This window comes from Intrasporangium sp. DVR (assembly GCF_040365325.1).
In the GTDB taxonomy this organism is placed as follows: Bacteria; Actinomycetota; Actinomycetes; order Actinomycetales; family Dermatophilaceae; genus Intrasporangium.
In genome coordinates this window covers 79,433-96,256 of sequence record NZ_BAABZW010000019.1, presented here as the reverse complement: position 1 = coordinate 96,256, position 16,824 = coordinate 79,433, and the positions used below count along the sequence as shown (strand labels likewise).

General features: G+C 71.1%; 14 protein-coding genes. 11 read left to right on the top strand and 3 right to left on the bottom strand.

The features are described from left to right. The first annotated feature begins 253 nt into the window (after positions 1-253). From ABWV20_RS14430 to ABWV20_RS14410, 5 genes are all read left to right on the top strand, one after another. Positions 254-646 (top strand): hypothetical protein, encoded by a 393-nt coding sequence (locus ABWV20_RS14430; RefSeq protein ID WP_353356233.1) that lies wholly within the window; start codon positions 254-256, stop codon positions 644-646. 150 nt (positions 647-796) lie between these two features. Further along, positions 797-1,102, top strand: a complete 306-nt coding sequence (locus ABWV20_RS14425) for a hypothetical protein (protein WP_353356231.1) — start codon at positions 797-799, stop codon at positions 1,100-1,102. Beyond that, entirely contained in the window at positions 1,099-1,485 is a 387-nt protein-coding gene (locus ABWV20_RS14420; protein WP_353356229.1) for a hypothetical protein, read from the top strand. Before ABWV20_RS14425 ends, ABWV20_RS14420 begins: the two co-directional genes overlap by 4 nt. A gap of 176 nt (positions 1,486-1,661) precedes the next feature. Then, complete coding sequence (locus ABWV20_RS14415; protein ID WP_353356227.1) at positions 1,662-4,514, top strand: McrB family protein; 2,853 nt, start codon at positions 1,662-1,664, stop codon at positions 4,512-4,514. Then, positions 4,511-5,746: an McrC family protein gene (locus ABWV20_RS14410; protein ID WP_353356225.1), complete on the top strand. Its 1,236-nt coding sequence runs from the start codon at positions 4,511-4,513 to the stop codon at positions 5,744-5,746. The genes ABWV20_RS14415 and ABWV20_RS14410 overlap by 4 nt, the downstream gene beginning before the upstream one ends. Positions 5,747-5,793: 47 nt before the next feature. On the opposite strand, the gene ABWV20_RS14405 is transcribed toward ABWV20_RS14410, so the two are convergent. Continuing rightward, positions 5,794-6,468 carry a VOC family protein gene (locus ABWV20_RS14405; protein ID WP_353356223.1) on the bottom strand — a complete coding sequence of 225 codons (675 nt, stop codon included), beginning with the start codon at positions 6,466-6,468 and terminating at the stop codon, positions 5,794-5,796. A gap of 143 nt (positions 6,469-6,611) precedes the next feature. On the opposite strand from ABWV20_RS14405, the gene ABWV20_RS14400 reads away from it, so the two are divergent. Next, positions 6,612-7,202, top strand: coding sequence for a DoxX family protein (locus tag ABWV20_RS14400; protein ID WP_353356221.1), 591 nt, complete (start codon positions 6,612-6,614; stop codon positions 7,200-7,202). Positions 7,203-7,302: 100 nt separating this feature from the next. Here the strand turns inward: ABWV20_RS14400 and ABWV20_RS14395 are convergent, their stop codons facing one another. Next, the gene (locus ABWV20_RS14395; protein WP_353356219.1) at positions 7,303-8,751 is read right to left on the bottom strand and encodes an ADP-ribosylglycohydrolase family protein; all 1,449 of its coding nucleotides are present in this window, start codon (positions 8,749-8,751) and stop codon (positions 7,303-7,305) included. A gap of 93 nt (positions 8,752-8,844) precedes the next feature. On the opposite strand from ABWV20_RS14395, the gene ABWV20_RS14390 reads away from it, so the two are divergent. Genes ABWV20_RS14390 through ABWV20_RS14380 form a run of 3 tightly spaced genes read left to right on the top strand, consistent with a single transcriptional unit; the run spans position 8,845 to position 10,896 of the window. Then, positions 8,845-9,207 (top strand): hypothetical protein, encoded by a 363-nt coding sequence (locus ABWV20_RS14390; RefSeq protein WP_353356217.1) that lies wholly within the window; start codon positions 8,845-8,847, stop codon positions 9,205-9,207. Beyond that, positions 9,200-9,625, top strand: a complete 426-nt coding sequence (locus ABWV20_RS14385) for a hypothetical protein (protein ID WP_353356215.1) — start codon at positions 9,200-9,202, stop codon at positions 9,623-9,625. Before ABWV20_RS14390 ends, ABWV20_RS14385 begins: the two co-directional genes overlap by 8 nt. Positions 9,626-9,630: 5 nt before the next feature. Beyond that, complete coding sequence (locus ABWV20_RS14380) at positions 9,631-10,896, top strand: lipid II:glycine glycyltransferase FemX (RefSeq protein ID WP_353356213.1); 1,266 nt, start codon at positions 9,631-9,633, stop codon at positions 10,894-10,896. 94 nt (positions 10,897-10,990) lie between these two features. Here ABWV20_RS14380 and ABWV20_RS14375 read toward each other — a convergent pair whose 3' ends face one another. Next, complete coding sequence (locus tag ABWV20_RS14375; RefSeq protein WP_353356211.1) at positions 10,991-11,395, bottom strand: hypothetical protein; 405 nt, start codon at positions 11,393-11,395, stop codon at positions 10,991-10,993. Between the two features lie 390 nt (positions 11,396-11,785). Between ABWV20_RS14375 and hrpA the strand changes: the two genes are divergently transcribed. Continuing rightward, entirely contained in the window at positions 11,786-15,757 is a 3,972-nt protein-coding gene (gene hrpA, locus ABWV20_RS14370; protein WP_353356209.1) for an ATP-dependent RNA helicase HrpA, read from the top strand. Positions 15,758-15,821: 64 nt separating this feature from the next. Beyond that, positions 15,822-16,775: a PAC2 family protein gene (locus ABWV20_RS14365; protein ID WP_353356207.1), complete on the top strand. Its 954-nt coding sequence runs from the start codon at positions 15,822-15,824 to the stop codon at positions 16,773-16,775. Positions 16,776-16,824 lie beyond the last annotated feature (49 nt).

The window sequence follows — 16,824 nt, the reverse complement described above, 5'->3', positions numbered from 1 at the left end:
AGGTTTGCGGGTCACCGTGAAGCGTGCCGGCCCACCGAGCCCCTTCAGGGGAGGGACGGGGCAGCAGGGCTGTGGACAACTCCTGCGAGGCTCCCGCGGGACTGGCGATGCTCGGTTCATGACGACAGGGGAGCCGACGAGCCCGTATCCGGAACTGGCGCCAGGGTCTCGGGCCGGCGGTGCTCCGCCCGAGCCGCCCATGACGGCCCGAGGGACCTTTCGCACGCTGCCCGCCGACTGGGCTCAGCGGCCGATGACCGATCCGGACCTCTTCGAGGGGGTGGTGGACCTCGTCGTCCCCGACACCGTCCGCGCCGTTGGCGGGCTCGCTCTGCTCCTGTGCCACGCCGATGGCCGGCTCATGCAGGCCCTGACGATGGAGAGCGTCAACGCCGCCACGCCTCCGGTCGAGGCGGAGTCGCACCTGACCGACGCCCTGGCCGACGCGGCCGGCAGTGGCGTCCCGGCAGTCGTGGTCGTCATTGCCCGCCCCGGCTCGGGGAGCGCCACGGACCATGACCTGGCCCTGCGGCGGGCGTCCGTCAGCGCGAGCGGCGGCACTCCGATCAGACTGCTGGGCGTGGCGCTGGCCGTTCCGGGCGGCGTGACAACGCTGGCCACCACGCCCGGCAGCGAGGCCGCCTGAACGCCTCGAAGCGCGGTGTGGGGCTGACGCCGTGCGGTGGCTCTCCAGCGCCGAGGCCTCACGGACGGCTCCAGGCGCGGCGTCTCGAGCGCGCCCCCATCAGAGCAGGTACGGTCGGGTGCCGATGAGCCCGATGCGAGGGAGGACCCCATGACTGACCCCGCCGACAGCGGCGGACGCGTGGACCGCGAGCAGCAGGGCGACCGAGAGGTGACCGAGATGGGCTGGGCCTGGTGGCTGGGTCTTCTCCTCGTGCCCCTGACCCTCGGCCTCGTCGGCCGAGACGCGACCGGGGGCTTCCCGAGCGTCTTCCTGTGGGCTGTCGTGGCCTTCGTGGTGGGCTCCTGGGGTGCGTTCGCGCTCGCTGCTCATATCGGTGGACGGGAGCCGGTGCGCCGGCTCACCCCCCAGCGCCCGCACCGGCCAGCCGGGCCCGGATCGGGGGCTCACCCGTGAAGGGGCTGCTGGTCGCCATCGCGGCGTGCGCGGGTTTCCTGCTCACCTGGTTCACCTCGATGCGCGTCGTCTCCTCAGGTGCCTCCTCAGGTGCCTCCACGGGCCCGCAGAACCGATCGGATCCGGACCGGCCGACCAGGACAGCGCCACAGGCCGCCGCAGCACCGCAGGCCGCCGCAGCGCCGCGGGCCGCCGCAGCGCCGCAGGCCGCCGACCTACCCGCTGTCCACACCAGCCGCAGATCCGGCCCCGACGACGCCCCGGAGCTCGAATGGGTGGTCACCGTGCCCGTCCCGGTCGGCCCTGAGGGGCCACCGGGGGCCAGCCAGCCGAAGGGGGACCCCGCTCACCCCGCCGAGCCGGCCCAGCGGCATACTCGATGAATTGTCCGGAGGGTCGCAGCGGAGCGCCCTCGACGGTCCTGCCCATGGGCAAAACGGGACGTTTCCTCGTTTCCTCCCTGGACGACCGGCAGGTAACCTAGCCCGCGGTCCTGCACGTACCTCCACGAGTGCAGCAGCAAGAACGCCCCAGCCCCCGGGGCGTACGAGGGAGCACCATGACACGTACTGACAGCGTCGACGTCAAGCGTTGGCGCGCGAAGTACGCGCTCATCGAGCGAGCAGCCGAGGCCGACCAGGACGCCAAGGCGCTGTTCGCCGAGATGGACGCGGAGCGCACGGCGCGCAACGGCGAGCTGCGAGAGATCCTCGCCGACCTCCTCGCCTCGGGCGACCTCATGGCGTTCAAGGAGTCTCTCGGCCACTGGGCTCGCAAGGACGGTCCGTACGTCGGTTTCGGTCCCATCGGCGGGCCCTGGGTGGCCTCCCTCGTGAGACGCAGCGAGGAGGAGCACGCGGAGGTCATCGAGCTGCTCTCCACGGCGCTCCAGACCCCGGCCTCCCCGCACGACGCGGCCGACAAGCTCCATGCGGTCGACGCCTTCCTGGCCCGGTCGGGCTCGCGCGGCCAGCGCAGCCCGAGCCCGGCTCACACCGCCTACGTCCTCTCCCTCTTCTGGTCGACCGACGACGGTGGCCAGTGGCCACTCATGTGGGAGAACGCCCCGCACATGCTCCAGCGGCTCGGCTGGCTCGAGCGCGGCCTGTCCCACGCCGAGCGCTACGTCGCCTTCGCGGCCCTGTGCACGGCGTTGCGTCCCGACGACCCGCGCTACGCCTCCCGCATCCTCTGGTGGTTCAAGGAGACGGAGGCGTTCGTCGGGATCGCACCGAAGGCGATCGACGTCTGCGTCGAGGCCGCCGAGCTCGCGGCGGAGCACCGCCCGGCCACCGGCTACGCCAACCCCAAGCACGAGGAACGCGCCGCCGACCTCGCCCGGCAGCTGCGCGGCGAGGCCGACCATCTCTCCGACAGCCTCATCGAGCGCCTGTCCGCCGAGACGGGTCTCTACCTCGAGGCGCCCACCCTCGCGCTGCAGCAGCACTCGAGCGACGACTCGCCCTACCGCTCCGACCTCTATGCCGCGTGGATCCTCGTCGGTGGTGCCGGCGCCCCGGGCTTCCGGCTGTGGGTCACGCCCGCGGGGGTCGCGTTCGGGCTGCACGGCGGCTGGGAGGGGGAGAGCGACGACCAGCACCGCGAGGTCGGCGCCCTGCTCCAGGGCCACCTGCCCCGAGGCGTCACCTTCCTGCGGGTCCACGACGCCGGACGCCCGGCCGCCGAGGGCCTGATCGAGCCCGTCGGTCGGGAGTACCCGGGCGGCGAGACCTTCGTCGGCAAGTGGTGGAAGGACGACAGCGCCCTCGGCCGGGCCGACTTCGCCGACGAGGTGGCCACCACGGCCCGGGCGCTCACGCCGCTGCTGCGGTTCATCTCGTCCAGCCAGCGCGGGGGGCCCGAGGACCCCAACCTCGAGCTGAGCGCGATGGCCGACCTCGAGTCCGAGGTCGAGATCTTCAAGGCCGAGCGGCCCTACCCCAACGAGCGCGACGCCTGGCACCAGGAGCAGCGCCGCGTCTTCTCGGCCGCCCTCTCGCGTGAAGGCCTGGAGACGTTCGACCTGCCGACGTTCAAGCGGATCGTCTCCACCCGTGGCTACGGCGACATCGGTGCGCAGTCGGTGCTGATCAGCTCGATCAATGCGCTCGACGCCGCCGGCATCGACGAGCTGCGCCTCATGGTCCGCGAGCTGCTCTGGGGGGAAGGGCGCGACGAGGAGCGGATCAACTCGGTGCTCGGCACGGACGACCTGCCGGTCCAGGGCTTCAGCGAGAGCGTCGTCATGAAGCTCTTCGCCATCGCCCACCCGGAGCACTGGCTCCCGTTGTTCACGCTGGCCGGCGAGTCGGGCAAGATCGCGATGCTGGCCCGCCTCGGGGGTCCGGCCCGCTGGACCGAGGGCAAGTCCCGAGGCCGCATGCACGTCGAGACCAACGCCCTCCTTCGCCAGGTGCTCGACCCGCTCCTCCCCGGCGACCCCTGGGGCCAGGCGCAGCTGGCCTACTGGCTCATGCGCCGCTCGGACAAGGCCCTCATGCCCGACCACGACGCCCTGGGCGAGGCGGCCAAGGAGCTGCTCATCGAGGAGGACTTCCTCCGGGAGATCCGCTCCCTGCTCGAGGAGAAGAAGCAGGTCATCTTCTACGGTCCACCCGGCACGGGCAAGACCTACCTCGCCCAGCGGTTCGCCCAGGCGGTCCAGCCCGACCCGGCCAAGCGCGACATCGTCCAGTTCCACCCGAGCAGCTCCTACGAGGACTTCTTCGAGGGCTTCCGACCGCAGATCGACCACCAGGGGCAGATGGTCTACGAGCTGCGCAAGGGTCCTCTCGCGCTGCTCGCCGAGGCGGCGGAGGCGGACCCGCTGACGCCGCACATCATGATCATCGACGAGATCAACCGAGCCAACCTGCCTCGGGTCTTCGGCGAGCTGCTCTTCCTGCTCGAGTACCGCTCCCACTCCGTCAAGACGTCCTACCGCCCCGACGAGGGGTTCGAGCTGCCGCCCAACCTCTACTTCATCGGCACGATGAACACTGCCGACCGCTCGATCGCCCTCGTCGACGCGGCGTTGCGGCGCCGTTTCGACTTCGTGCCGTTCATGCCGCACGACGGCCCGATGGAGGGGTTGCTCCGGCGCTGGCTGGAGGTGCACGACGGGCCCGTGTGGGTCGCGGACCTCGTCGACCGGGTCAACGAGGACCTGCGTCGCGCTCTGCGGGGACCCCACCTGCAGATCGGCCACTCCTACTTCATGCGGCCCGGTCTCGACGGAGACGAGTCGACGCTGCGCCGGATCTGGGACTACAACGTCTACCCGTTCATCGAGGACCAGCTCTACGGCCGCGAGCACGAGCTCGCCCAGTTCCGCTGGGAGAACGTCAGGGCACGCTACGGCCAGTTCGACCTGGCCATCCCGTCCGCTGCCCACCCCACCTCGGCGTCGTGACGATCGAGCTGCCACCGATCGCCGAGCACGGTCGCTCCGGGCCGGTGCGGCTCGACCGCGAGACCCGGGCGGCCCTGGTCGCAGCGGCGGGGGAGCGGTTGGTCATCCACGCGACCGCGGACCCTGATGTCGTGACGATCGGCGCGACGAGCTGGGTGGGCGCCCTGGCGGTGCCTGGCCTCGTCGTGCGTGTCATGCCGCGTGTCTCGGTCGCCAACTTCTTCGCGATGCTGAGCGCCGGTGTCTCGCCGGAGCAGTTCGAGCACGAGCAGGTGACCTGGTCGGACACCGACGAGCTCATCGACGGTGTCGCCTACTTCGCGATCCGCCTCATCGACGCCGCGACGATGCGGGGACTGGTGCACGGCTACGTCGGGCGGGAGGAGAAGCTGCGCACGATCCGGGGGCGTCTGCTCGTCGAGGAGTTCGCCCGGCGTCCGTGGTCGGCGGCCGAGCCGCAGTGCCGCTACGACGACTTCACGTCGGACATCCCCGAGAACCAGCTGTTCCGGTGCACCCTGCAGGCGATGCTCGCCTGGCCCCAGCTGGCTCCCGAGGTGCGTCGTGAGGCGTTGCGCGTGCTCGGCCGGTTCGACGGGGTCTGTGACACGCCGGCGACGAAGCACGCGGTCCCCGTGCCGGTGACCCGGCTCAACGAGCACTACGCCGACGCCATGCGCCTCTCCCGCCTCGTCTTGCAGGCGATGTCGCTGAGCCACGAGGCCGGCGACCAGCTGGCCCACAGCCTCATGGTCGACATGGACGACCTGTTCCGCCGGTGGATCGTCCAGGAGCTCGATCACCGGCTCGCTCCGGAGCTGCGGATCGACGCGGACGAGGACGTCTGGCTCGACGAGGGGCGAGCTCTCACCATGGCCCCCGACCTCATCGTCCGGCGCGGCGCCGAGGTCGTCATCGTCGGCGACGCCTCGTACTCCATGGGCGCCGACGGTTACCTGGCCTCACGCGACTACCTCAACCTCGTCGCCTACACGGCGGCGATGGGCTTGCCGACGGGCCTTCTCGTGCACTGCAACACGGACCGTGCGCCGGAGAACGAGATCGTCATCCGCAACGCCGGCACGCGCATCCTCTGCCGTCCGATCCGCCTTGACGGCTCCTACAGCGCGGTGTCGAGGTCGATCGACGCGTTGGCCGACCTGGTGCGCGAGCTCGCTGAGTTCCCTGGCGAGTTCGAGGTGCCGCGGATGATCCGCACCGGGGTCCGCTGACCGGCGCCTCCCGGCCGGTCGACGGACGCTGTCGTATGCCGCTGGGCTCAGTCAGGCGTGAAGGCGCAGAACTCGTTGCCCTCGGGGTCGACGAGAACGTCCCAGCCGATCCCGTCGCCCTTGGCCCTGATGCGGCGGGCCCCGGCAGCGAGCAGGGCTGACACGTCCGGGGTGGTCACGTCGATGTGGACGCGGTTCTTCGTCACCTTGGCCTCGGGCACGGGCGCGAAGTCGATGGCCTGGAAAGGCGCATTCCTGATGTCTGCAACCCAGCTGATGTCGGGGTCGTGGTTGACGGTCGCACCGAGCGCACCGGCCCACCAGTCGGCCAGCCGACGGCACTCCGCCACTCCGCCAGTCACGTCCCAGCCGAGTTCGTAGAAGGGGTGATCGATCGGGGGATCGCGCCGGAAGAGGCAGAACAGCTGTCCGTCAGGGTCGCTCAGGACGGTCCAGGGGTGCGAGTCGTCGACCACCCGTGCTCCGGCCGCGAGGGCAGGCTCTAGCGACTCTGCGTTGACGTCGATGTGCAGCCGGTTCTTTGCCGTGACCGGCTCGGGCACGGGGTTGACCCAGACCATGGCGCGCCCCCGGTCGCGAAGGCAGACCGGCCCGTCCCCGTGGCGATCCTCCGGCCACCCGAGCAGGCGCGACCAGAAGGCGGCGAGCGCGGGGGCGTCGGAGGCGTCGATGCACAGGTCCTTGTACGTCGCGAGGGGCATGCCCCACGGTATGGCTGACGCGGGAGTGACTGCTAGATCACACTGTCCGGTCTTGAATGATATGAGCGGTTCACTACTACACTCGGTAGTACCGACAGCAACAAGGCCCTGCCGGATCCCCTACACAGCTGGAGATGAGATCCATGGCCACCATCCACCACGACGACGTCAGTCGAGTCCACGACGTTGACACGAAGCACCCCGCTGACGGCATCGTCACCTTCGAGGAAGAGATCGTCCGCTCGGCGTGGGCACGCCGGTTCCTCGCCGTCCTTCGCATCGTCATGGGCTGGACGTTCATGTGGGCGTTCGTCGACAAGCTCTTCGGTCTCGGCTTCGCGACCCCCTCCGAGCGCGCCTGGATCAACGGCGGCACGCCGGCGCAGGGCTTCATGAAGGGCGGCGCTGAGGGAGACAACCCGTTCGGCCAGTTCTTCGCCAACATCGCCGGCCCCTGGTCCGACTGGCTGTTCATGGCCGGCCTGCTCGGCATCGGCGTCGCGCTCCTCGCGGGGGCAGGCCTCAAGATCGCCGCCTGGACCGGCACGGCGCTCCTGCTCTTCATGTACCTGGCTCAGTTCCCGCTCTACCAGGAGCGGGCCACCAACCCGATCACCGACTCCCACTGGGTCGAGGCTCTGGCCCTGATCGTCGTCGCCGCCACGTACGCGGGCGACACCTGGGGTGTCGGCAAGTGGTGGGGACGCAAGGTCGGCAACGGCATCCTGCGCTGACCCACGAGCTCTGGCCCGACGGGGCCAGCTCACCGCGACCGCCCTTCTCCCTGGGGGCGGTCGCTGGTCTTTGCCGCTCCGCGGCGGACGGCCAGCGGGCTCACGCCCCGTGCGCCGCGACCTCCCAGAGGCGGCCCTCGGCCCGGATCCCCGACATCGCCTGCCGGATGGAGCGCTCGGCCAGCTCCGGGGCCACGCCGAGGTCGACCGCATAGCGCAGGGCGACGGCGGGAGTCCGCCGTGTCGCGTCCCGGCAGTGCACGAGCACCCGCTTGCCCTCGGCCCGGAACTGGCGCAGCGCGGAGGACACGTCATCGAGGACGAAGTCGAGATGGGGGTTCGACTCCTCGGAGTCGTCCTCGTTGAGCCACGCCTCCAGATGGTCGCGGGGCGGGATGCCCGCGGCCGGGATGTCCTCCAGGCCCAGCGGGCAGAGGGAGACGACGGCCTGGACCCCGAGCTCGCGGGTCCGCGCCAGGTCGCTGACGGTCCCGAGCACGATGTCCGGGTCGATGGGGTGGGGTAGGCCGAGCGGAGCCACGGTGGGGTCGGCCATGGTCGCCACCGACGGCCAGGTCCCGGGGGCCCGGCCTCCGGACCAGGTGGAGACGGCGATCTCGACGAGGTCGTGGGCCCGGTATCCGGGCCATCCGTGGACCATCCGGCGCCACTGGGTCGGGACTCCCGAGGCGCCGTAGCGAGCGCCGAGCAGCGACCCGGCGATGGCAGCGACGGTGTCGGTGTCGTGGCCGGCTCGGACCGCGGCCTGAAGCCCGCGCTGCAGGTGCATGGGGGAACGGTCGCCCCGGTCCGTCGTCGTGATGGCAGCCCAGGCCGCTTGCAGCGCGGTCACGGTGTAGCCGTTGTTGACGAAGCGGCCGGGGTGCTCGCCGGTGGCCTGCTCGATCCACTCGGCCCAGTGGCGGGTGTGGTCCGGACTGACCAGGTCGAGCCCGGAGGCGAGGTCCAGGCGCCCCTCGGTGACGGCTACCCGGATGGCCTCGGACCACAGGATCGACGAGTCCGCCGCCAGCGGGTCGGCGTGGGTCAGCTGTGCGATGGACCGTGCGGCCCGGGCGGTCGCGACCCGGTCCCCGACGTTCCAGATCCCCACGACCGATGTGCGCATCAGCGCCCCGTTGCCGGCCGTGAGGCCGGTGCGGTCGTGCAGGGCGCGGCTGGCCGCGACGAGTCGCTCGTGGGGGCGACCCTCGAGGTGCCCGGCGTCCATGAGCACCGTGCGGGTCTGCGCCCCGACATCCGTCGCGCCGTCGAGAAGCCAACCGGCGAACGCCTCCGCCACGGCATCGAGGGCGTCGGCGCCGGTGAGGTCGACTCCCCGGGCCGCGACGTCCGCCACGCACAGCGTCATCTGGGTGTCGTCGCTCCACTCGCCGGGGTCGTAGGGGCCCAGGCCGCCGCCCTTCATGACGGCCTCGCCGACCGGTGGGGCGGACATCTCATAGGGCACCCCGAGGGCGTCGCCGCACGCTCCGCCGAGCAGGACGCCGGCGGCGCGATCCAGGGCGATCGGACGGTTCGCGACCACGGGAGGCCTTTCGTCAAGGGACCGGTCAGGCGAAAATCTACGGCTGGGGCCACGGGTTCGTTACTCCGGGTGCCCGCCCCGTAGGATTCCGGCGTGCTCGTCCCCCTGACCGTGATGCTCCTCGTCGCTGCTGGAGTGCTCGGACTGGTCGCCGCCCACCACCTCATCCGCCGGCGCCTCGTCGACGACCCGCTCATCCTGGTGGGAGCCGCGATCGAGCTCGGTCTCGTGGTCCAGCTCGTCTACGGGCTCTCCCAGTCAGGGTCCATCGTCGACGGCTCCGAGCGCGCGACGTTCGTCGCCTACCTCTTCACGGTGCTGGTCATCGTGCCCGCCGCGGTCTTCATCGCGATCAAGGAGAAGACCCGGTGGGCGATGGGCGTCGTGCTCGGCGGGGCGGTCGTCGTCGCCATCCTGCTGGCCCGCATCCAGCAGATCTGGAGCCTCAATGCCTGAGCGGGTCGACGCGGAGCACACGGGCCGTGGGCCGGGCCGGCTGATCGTCGCCCTCTACGGGCTGCTCGCCCTCGCCGCGACGGGACGCAGCGTCCTCCAGATCGTCGAGTACTTCGACCGGGCTCCGGTGTCGTACCTCCTGTCGGCGCTTGCTGCCCTCATCTACATCGTCGCGACCATCGGCCTCGCGCGTGGGGACCGCACCTGGGTGCGGATCGCCTCCGTGGCCATCATCGTGGAGCTCCTGGGCGTCGTCGGCGTGGGTGCGATCTCCTACGCCGAGCCGGGCGCCTTCCCCGACAAGACCGTCTGGTCGCACTTCGGACAGGGCTATGGCTACGTGCCGCTCATCCTGCCGGTGCTCGGCCTGCTGTGGATCCGGCGCCAGCGGTCGCGACGGACGGCGCCGATAGGGTGACCGCCATGGACGAGGCACCGATCCCCCCGACCTCACCGACCTCACCCGCTGTGGCGACGGGACCCGACGAGCCCACTGCGCGCACCTCGCCGGTGGGTCCGTTCACCGTGCGTCCCGTGTCGGCGGAGGAGGCGCAGGCGACCCTCCTCGAGCTGCACGGCAGCTTCCTGCAGACCCCGGCCTGGGCACGCACCAAACCCGACTGGGCGGCGGTGCACCTGGGCTGGTTCGACGCGACGGGTGCGCGGGTCGGTGCCGGGCTCATCCTCTCGCGGAGCCTGCCTCGCGTGCGACGCTCGTTCGCCTACCTGCCGGAGGGGCCCGCCCTTCCCTGGGCGGCCGTCGCAGAGGACCCGGCGGCGTGGCTCGACCCGCTCGTCGACTGGGCCCGTTCGTCCGGGGCGTTCGCGTTGCGGCTCGGGTTCCCCGTGGTGTCGCGGTCCTGGGAGCCCGACACCGTGAAGAAGCAGATCAGTGAGGGCGGGCTGATGTCCTTCACCGCCCTGCCGCCGGCGGTGGACAACCCCGTCGCCCGTCGCCTGGAGACCTGGCTCGACCGCGCCGGCTGGCGCCCGATCGGGTGGGGGAGCACAGCGGCGGTCGGGCAGCCTCGCTACCTCTGTGTCATCGACCTCGAGGGACGTGACACCGAGGCCGCGCTCAGGTCGATGAACCAGCAGTGGCGCCGCAACATCAAGAAGGCCGACAAGGCGGGTGTCCAGGTCCGGTCCGTCGGGGTCGACGGCGTCGACCGGTTCCACGAGCTCTACGTCGAGACCGCCGAGCGGGACCATTTCGTCCCGCGGGCCAAGTCCTACTTCGAGCAGATGGTCCGGTCCTTCTCCGAGGCCGGCGAGCAGGTCACCGGACGGATCTACGAGGCCCACGTCGATGGCGACGTGCTCGCCTCGGCGCTCATGGTGCGCGTCGGCGACACCTTCTCCTACCTCTACGGCGGCTCGACGAGCCGCAACCGCGACGCCCGGGCGAGCAACGCGCTCCAGTGGCAGGCGATCCAGGACGCGATCGACCTGGGCTGCACGTCCTACGACCTGCGCGGCTTCAACACCTCACTCGGCGCCACGTCGCCGCTCATCGGCCTGCTGCTCTTCAAGCTCGGCGCGGGCGCGGACGTCGTCGAGGTGGTGGGCGAGCGCGAGCTCGTGCTCAGCCGGTTCTGGCACACGGCGTTCGAGAAGGCGATGGCGCTCCGGGTCGCCATCAACAACCGTCGGGCAGGTGCCGACGCCACGCCCGACGCCGACGTCTGACGCCGACGTCTGACGCCGACGTCTGACGCCGACGTCTGAGCTGGCCGTATGCCGCTGGGCCGAGACGCGCCCGGGGCGTGCCGTCGCCGTCCGGTCAGGTGGGTGGCAGCGCGCACTCGGCCTCGCCCGGACCCGTGGCGATGGCGACGAGCTCCTCACCGACGTAGACGCGGCACTGGATCTCGTCCTGGAAGTGCACGCCGAAGGCCTGGACGAGCTCGAGGCTGTCCGGCTCGTGGGTGCGCACGTCGAGGACGAGCGGCAGGGCCGACTCGGGGATCGCGGTGTCCCCGTGGCGGCCGATGAGGTGGAGGGTGGCCCCGGGCTCACTGCCGACCACCTCCACTCGATACGCCGTCGTCCCCGGAGGCGGCTCGGACGTCGACACCCCGGTGCGTTGGACACCGGGGACCCCCGGGTCCGTCACGACGCTGACGTCAGGAGACAGGGCTCCTGCGGACCCGTCCCCCCACGCGTCGGAGTCGCCCGGCCACTCCATGTGACTGCCTCCCGGAGCGAAGTCCTGACTGACGTCCGAGAGGTTTCCCAGGACGGCGAGTGCGAAGCAGCCCGCCAGGGCAACCCAGGCAGCTCGCACCCGGCGGCCGGGCCACTGCGGATTCCGCGAGGGGGCTGGTGGCGGGGCAAGCAGCCTGTGGCGCTCAACCGGCGCTGGAGCCCACGCTGTCAGTGGGAGCGTGCGCGCGGACGGTGCTGCCGGCTCGTCGGGGAACGCGACGTGCCGGTCGTGCTGGGGATCCGGCGCCGCCGGCCTCGCGTCCATCGCCACTCCTCCAGAGATCTTCCTCGGTCGGACCCTACGCGGAGCGGACCGGTTCCGCCGGAAACCGATTCGGTGGGTTCGTTGCCGCCGCCTATCCTGTCGCCCATGCCCGAGGACCGTCCCGCCGCGCCCGTGCGAACCGGAGGTGGGCGGCGTCGTGGTGGGGGAGTGGGGCGTCCGAGGCGAACCTCGGGGGCCCAGCGTTCCGAGGGGGGCCCACTCAGCCCGAAGGTGGTAGCCGCGCGTCGAGCTGCCCGCGCCGCGTCGGTGCCGTCGATCACGTACCCGGAGCACCTGCCCGTCGTGGACCGACGGGAGGACATCGCGGCCGCGATCCGCGACCACCAGGTCGTCGTCATCGCCGGCGAGACGGGCTCCGGCAAGACGACGCAGCTGCCGAAGATCTGCCTCGAGCTGGGCCGAGGCCTCGACGGTCTCATCGGCCACACGCAGCCGCGGCGCATCGCCGCTCGTGCGGTCGCCGAGCGGCTGTCCGAGGAGCTCGCCGTCGACCTCGGGACCACGGTCGGCTACCAGGTCAGGTTCACCGACCAGTCGAGCAGGGGCACGCTGGTCAAGGTGATGACCGACGGCATCCTCCTGGCCGAGCTGCAGCGCGACCGTGAGCTGCGCCGCTACGACACGATCATCATCGACGAGGCCCACGAGCGCAGTCTCAACATCGACTTCATCCTCGGCTACCTCAGGCAGCTGCTCCCGCGGCGGCCCGACCTCAAGGTGATCATCACGTCGGCGACGATCGACCCGGCGCGCTTTGCGAATCACTTCGCGGACCCGGCGACGGGGGAGCCGGCCCCGGTCATCGAGGTCTCGGGCCGGACCTACCCCGTGGAGATCCGCTACCGCCCGCTCGTCGACCCGGACCGCCCCGGGGGCCGGGACGGCGACGACGAGAAGGACATGATCACCGGCATCTGCGAGGCGGTCGAGGAGCTGTGGACCGAGCGCCACACCGGCTCGAGCTCCGACATCCTCGTCTTCCTCTCCGGTGAGCGCGAGATCCGCGATGCCGCAGACGCGCTCAACGGGATGAAGCTGCCCACGACAGAGGTGGTCCCGCTCTACGGCCGGCTCTCGGCGGCAGAGCAGCACCGGGTCTTCGCGCCCCACACGGGCCGACGAGTCATCTTGGCCACCAACGTCGCCGAGACCTCGCTCACGGTCCCCGGCATCCGCTACGTCATCGACACCGGCACTGCCCGGATCTCCCGTTACAGCCAGCGCACCAAGGTCCAGCGTCTTCCCATCGAGCCGATCAGCCAGGCGTCCGCCAACCAGCGCTCGGGCCGGTGCGGCCGCGTCTCCGAGGGCATCGCGATCCGTCTCTACTCGGAGGAGGACTACCTCTCCCGGCCGGAGTTCACCGACCCCGAGATCCTGCGCACCAACCTCGCCTCGGTCATCCTCCAGATGACCTCCCTCGGCCTCGGTGACCTCGCGCGCTTCCCGTTCGTCGACCCGCCTGACTCGCGCCAGGTCGCCGACGGCGTCCGACTCCTCGAGGAGCTGCAGGCCTTCGCACCCGAGGACCCGACCCAGCCGGCCCCCAAGGGCCGGCGACGTCCGGGACGCAGGCTCACGGCATACGGCCGGACGATCGCCACGCTGCCGATCGACCCGCGGCACGCGAGGATGGTCCTCGAGGCGGACCAGCGCGGAGTGCTGCGGGAGGTGCTCGTCATCGTCGCAGCCCTGTCGATCCAGGACCCCCGGGAGCGGCCCCAGGACAAGCAGGAGCTCGCCAACGCCGCGCACAAGCGTTTCGCCGACGAGACGAGTGACTTCCTGTCGTGGCTGAAGCTGTGGGCGCACCTCAAGGAGCAGCAGCGCGAGCTCAGCTCCAGTGCCTTCCGGCGCATGTGCAAGGCGGAGTTCCTCCACTACCTGAGGGTGCGCGAGTGGCAGGACCTCCACGCCCAGCTCAAGCAGGCGGCCAAGCAGGCCGGTCTGGACGTGGCCCGCGGCAGCGTGCGCACCGGTGAGGGGGAGGTCGACTCGGACGCGATCCACCAGTCGCTCCTGGCGGGTCTCCTCTCCCACGTCGGCGTGCGCGACGAGCAGCGTCGTGAGTACCTCGGCGCCCGCGGCGCCCGGTTCGGCATCAGCCCGGGCTCCGCCCTCTTCCGCAAGCAGCCTCAGGTCGTGATGGCCGAGGAGCTCGTCGAGACGTCGCGGCTGTGGGCCAGGATCAACGCGCGCATCGACCCGGTCTGGGCGGAGCAGCTCGGGGAGCATCTGGTCAAGCGGCAGTACTCGGAGCCTCGGTGGTCGGGTCGTCGGGGTGCCGCCGTCGCCACGGAGCGGGTGACCCTCTACGGCGTCCCGCTCGTCGTCGGGCGCACCGTCGCCCTCGCGAAGGTCGACCCCGAGCTGGCCCGGGATCTCTTCATCCGACACGCGCTCGTCGAGGGGGACTGGCAGTCCCAGCACGGCTTTCTGCGCGACAACGCCGCACTCCTCGAGCGGATCGGTGACCTCGAGGCAAGGGCCCGACGCCGAGACCTCTCGGTCGACGACAGCGTCCTGGTGGCCTTCTACGACAAGCGGATACCGTCCGACATCGTGTCCGGGCGGCACTTCGACGCCTGGTGGAAGAAGGCCCGTCGCGCGACCCCGGACCTGCTCACCTTCACCGAGGAGCTCCTGCTCCGGGACGGCTCCGTCGGCCTCGGCGTGGACGACTACCCGACGAGGTGGTCCCAGGGGGACCTGACGCTGGACGTCACCTACCGCTTCGACCCGGGGTCCGACCTCGACGGCGCGACCGTCCACATCCCCGTCGACCGCCTCAACCAGGTCACCCCGGACGGCTTCGACTGGCAGGTCCCCGGCTTCCGCGAGGAGCTCGTCACGGCGCTCATCCGCACGCTGCCCAAGGCGACTCGGCGACATCTGGTGCCCGCCCCGGACCATGCCCGTGCCGTTCTCGGTGACCTCGACCCCGCCGCTGGTCGGCTCGTCGATGCCCTCGCCGCTGCGCTGCGTCGTCGAGCGGGCGTGGCCCTGGGCCCCGCGGACTTCGACTGGGACCGCGTGCCGAGCCATCTCCGGATCACGTTCAGCGTCGACTCACCCCGCGGTGAGCCCGTTGCCATCGGCAAGGACCTCGAGGAGGTCCGCGAGAGGGCGACGCCGCAGCTGCGACGACAGGTCCGGGCCGCCAGCAGCGGTATCGAGCGCACCGGCGTGACCACGTGGGACTTCGACGTCGTTCCCGAGGCGTTCGAGAGCGCTGGCGGACTGCAGGGCTTCCCGGCGCTCGTCGACACGGGCAACGCCGTGGACCTTCGGGTCCTACCGACCCGAGCAGAGGCGGACGCCGAGCACCGCCTCGGCGTCCGCCGCCTCCTCCTCCTCGCGATCACTCCTCCGTGGAAGCAGATCCTGGCCCGGCTGACCAACGCGCAGAAGCTCGCCCTGGGCCACAACCCCCACGGGAGTGTTCCTGCCCTCCTCGACGACTGCCTCGCCGCTGCGGTCGACGCCATCGCCGCCGAGGTGGCGCCCCGGAGCGAGCCCGGCCACGTGCGCAGCCGCGAGGACTTCGAGTGGGCGCTGTCGGCGGTCCGCAGCCACACGACGACCCGTGTCGTCCAGGTGGTCGACCTCGTCGCGCCCATCCTGGCCCGCCATCTCACGATCACCAACCGCCTGGCCGAGCTGGGACGTTCGACCAGCCCAGCGATCCGGCCGATGCTGGCGGATGTCCGTGCCCAGGTGGGCGAGCTGATCCGGCCGGGCTTCGTCGCCCACACCGGTGTGGGTCGCTTGCGCGACCTCGACCGCTATCTCCGCGCGGTGGAGCACCGGCTCGACAAGGGTGTCGCCAACCCTGTCCGGGACGCCCAGGCGCTCGACCAGGTCGATCTCGTCGAGGCTCGCTACGCAGATCTCCTCGAGGCCCTTCGGCCGGCCCAGCGCGGCTCCGCCGAGGTCGTCGAGATCGGCTGGATGATCGAGGAGCTGCGGGTCTCGCTCTTCGCGCAGTCCCTCGGGACCGCCTACAGCGTGTCGCCGCAGCGCGTCTTCAAGGCGATCTCCCGGCTCCTGCCCTGAGCGGGAATCATGGTGCTGCGCACGGCGTTGGACTCCCTGAACAGACGTCACGAAAGGGCCTCCCGTGCAAGACCCCACCGAGCTCTTCCAGTTCGAGACCGATTCGTCCTTGTCGCCCGCCGACACGCACGCATCGGTGCTCGTCCTGGCCCTGGGCGGTTTCGTCGACGCCGGGCACACGCAGCGCCTTCTGACCGAGCACCTGCTCGGGACGCACGAGTCGCAGGTCATTGCCTCTTTCGACGTGGACCAGCTCCTCGACTACCGTGGCCGCCGGCCCACCATGGTCTTCGACCGCGACCGCTGGGAGAGCTACGCCGACCCGAGCCTGCTGCTGCACCGCGTCCTCGACCGCGAGGGTGTGCCCTTCCTGCTCCTGGCCGGGCCAGAGCCGGACTACCAGTGGGCCCGCATGGTCGAAGCCGTGATGATCCTCATTCGTGCCCTTGAGGTTGACCTGACGATCAACGTCCATGGCATCCCCATGGCCGTCCCCCACACCCGCCCGCTGGGTTTCACCTCCCACGGGACCAACCGCAGCCTGCTCTCCGGCAACGAGACGCCGTTCGGCACGGTGCAGGTCCCGGGAAGCTTCGCGTCCCTGCTCGAGCTGCGTCTCGGCGAGGCCGGGCGTGACGCGCTCGGTTTCGCCGTCCACGTGCCCCACTACCTCGGGCAGAGCGAGTTCGCCGATGCCGCCCTCCTGGGCCTCCAGCGCGTCATCGCGGCGACCGGGCTCGACCTCGACACGACGGCGCTGGCAGCCGCTGCCGGTCGCGACCGCGACGAGATCGCCCGCCAGATGGAGCAGTCCGAGGAGATCTCAGCTGTCGTGCACGCCCTCGAGCAGCAGTACGACACCTTCCTCGAGGGCCGGCGGCACCGCAGCCTGCTCGCGACGGACCTCTCCGACCTTCCGACGGCCGACGAGATCGGCGCGGAGCTCGAGGCCTTCCTCAAGGACGTGGCCGACGACGGTCCCGGTCCTGCGGGCGGAGCCGGACCCGAGCCCGGCTGATCCGACCCTCTCGCGCGGGGACCACTGGACCGCGGTCGGTCCCGCGGGC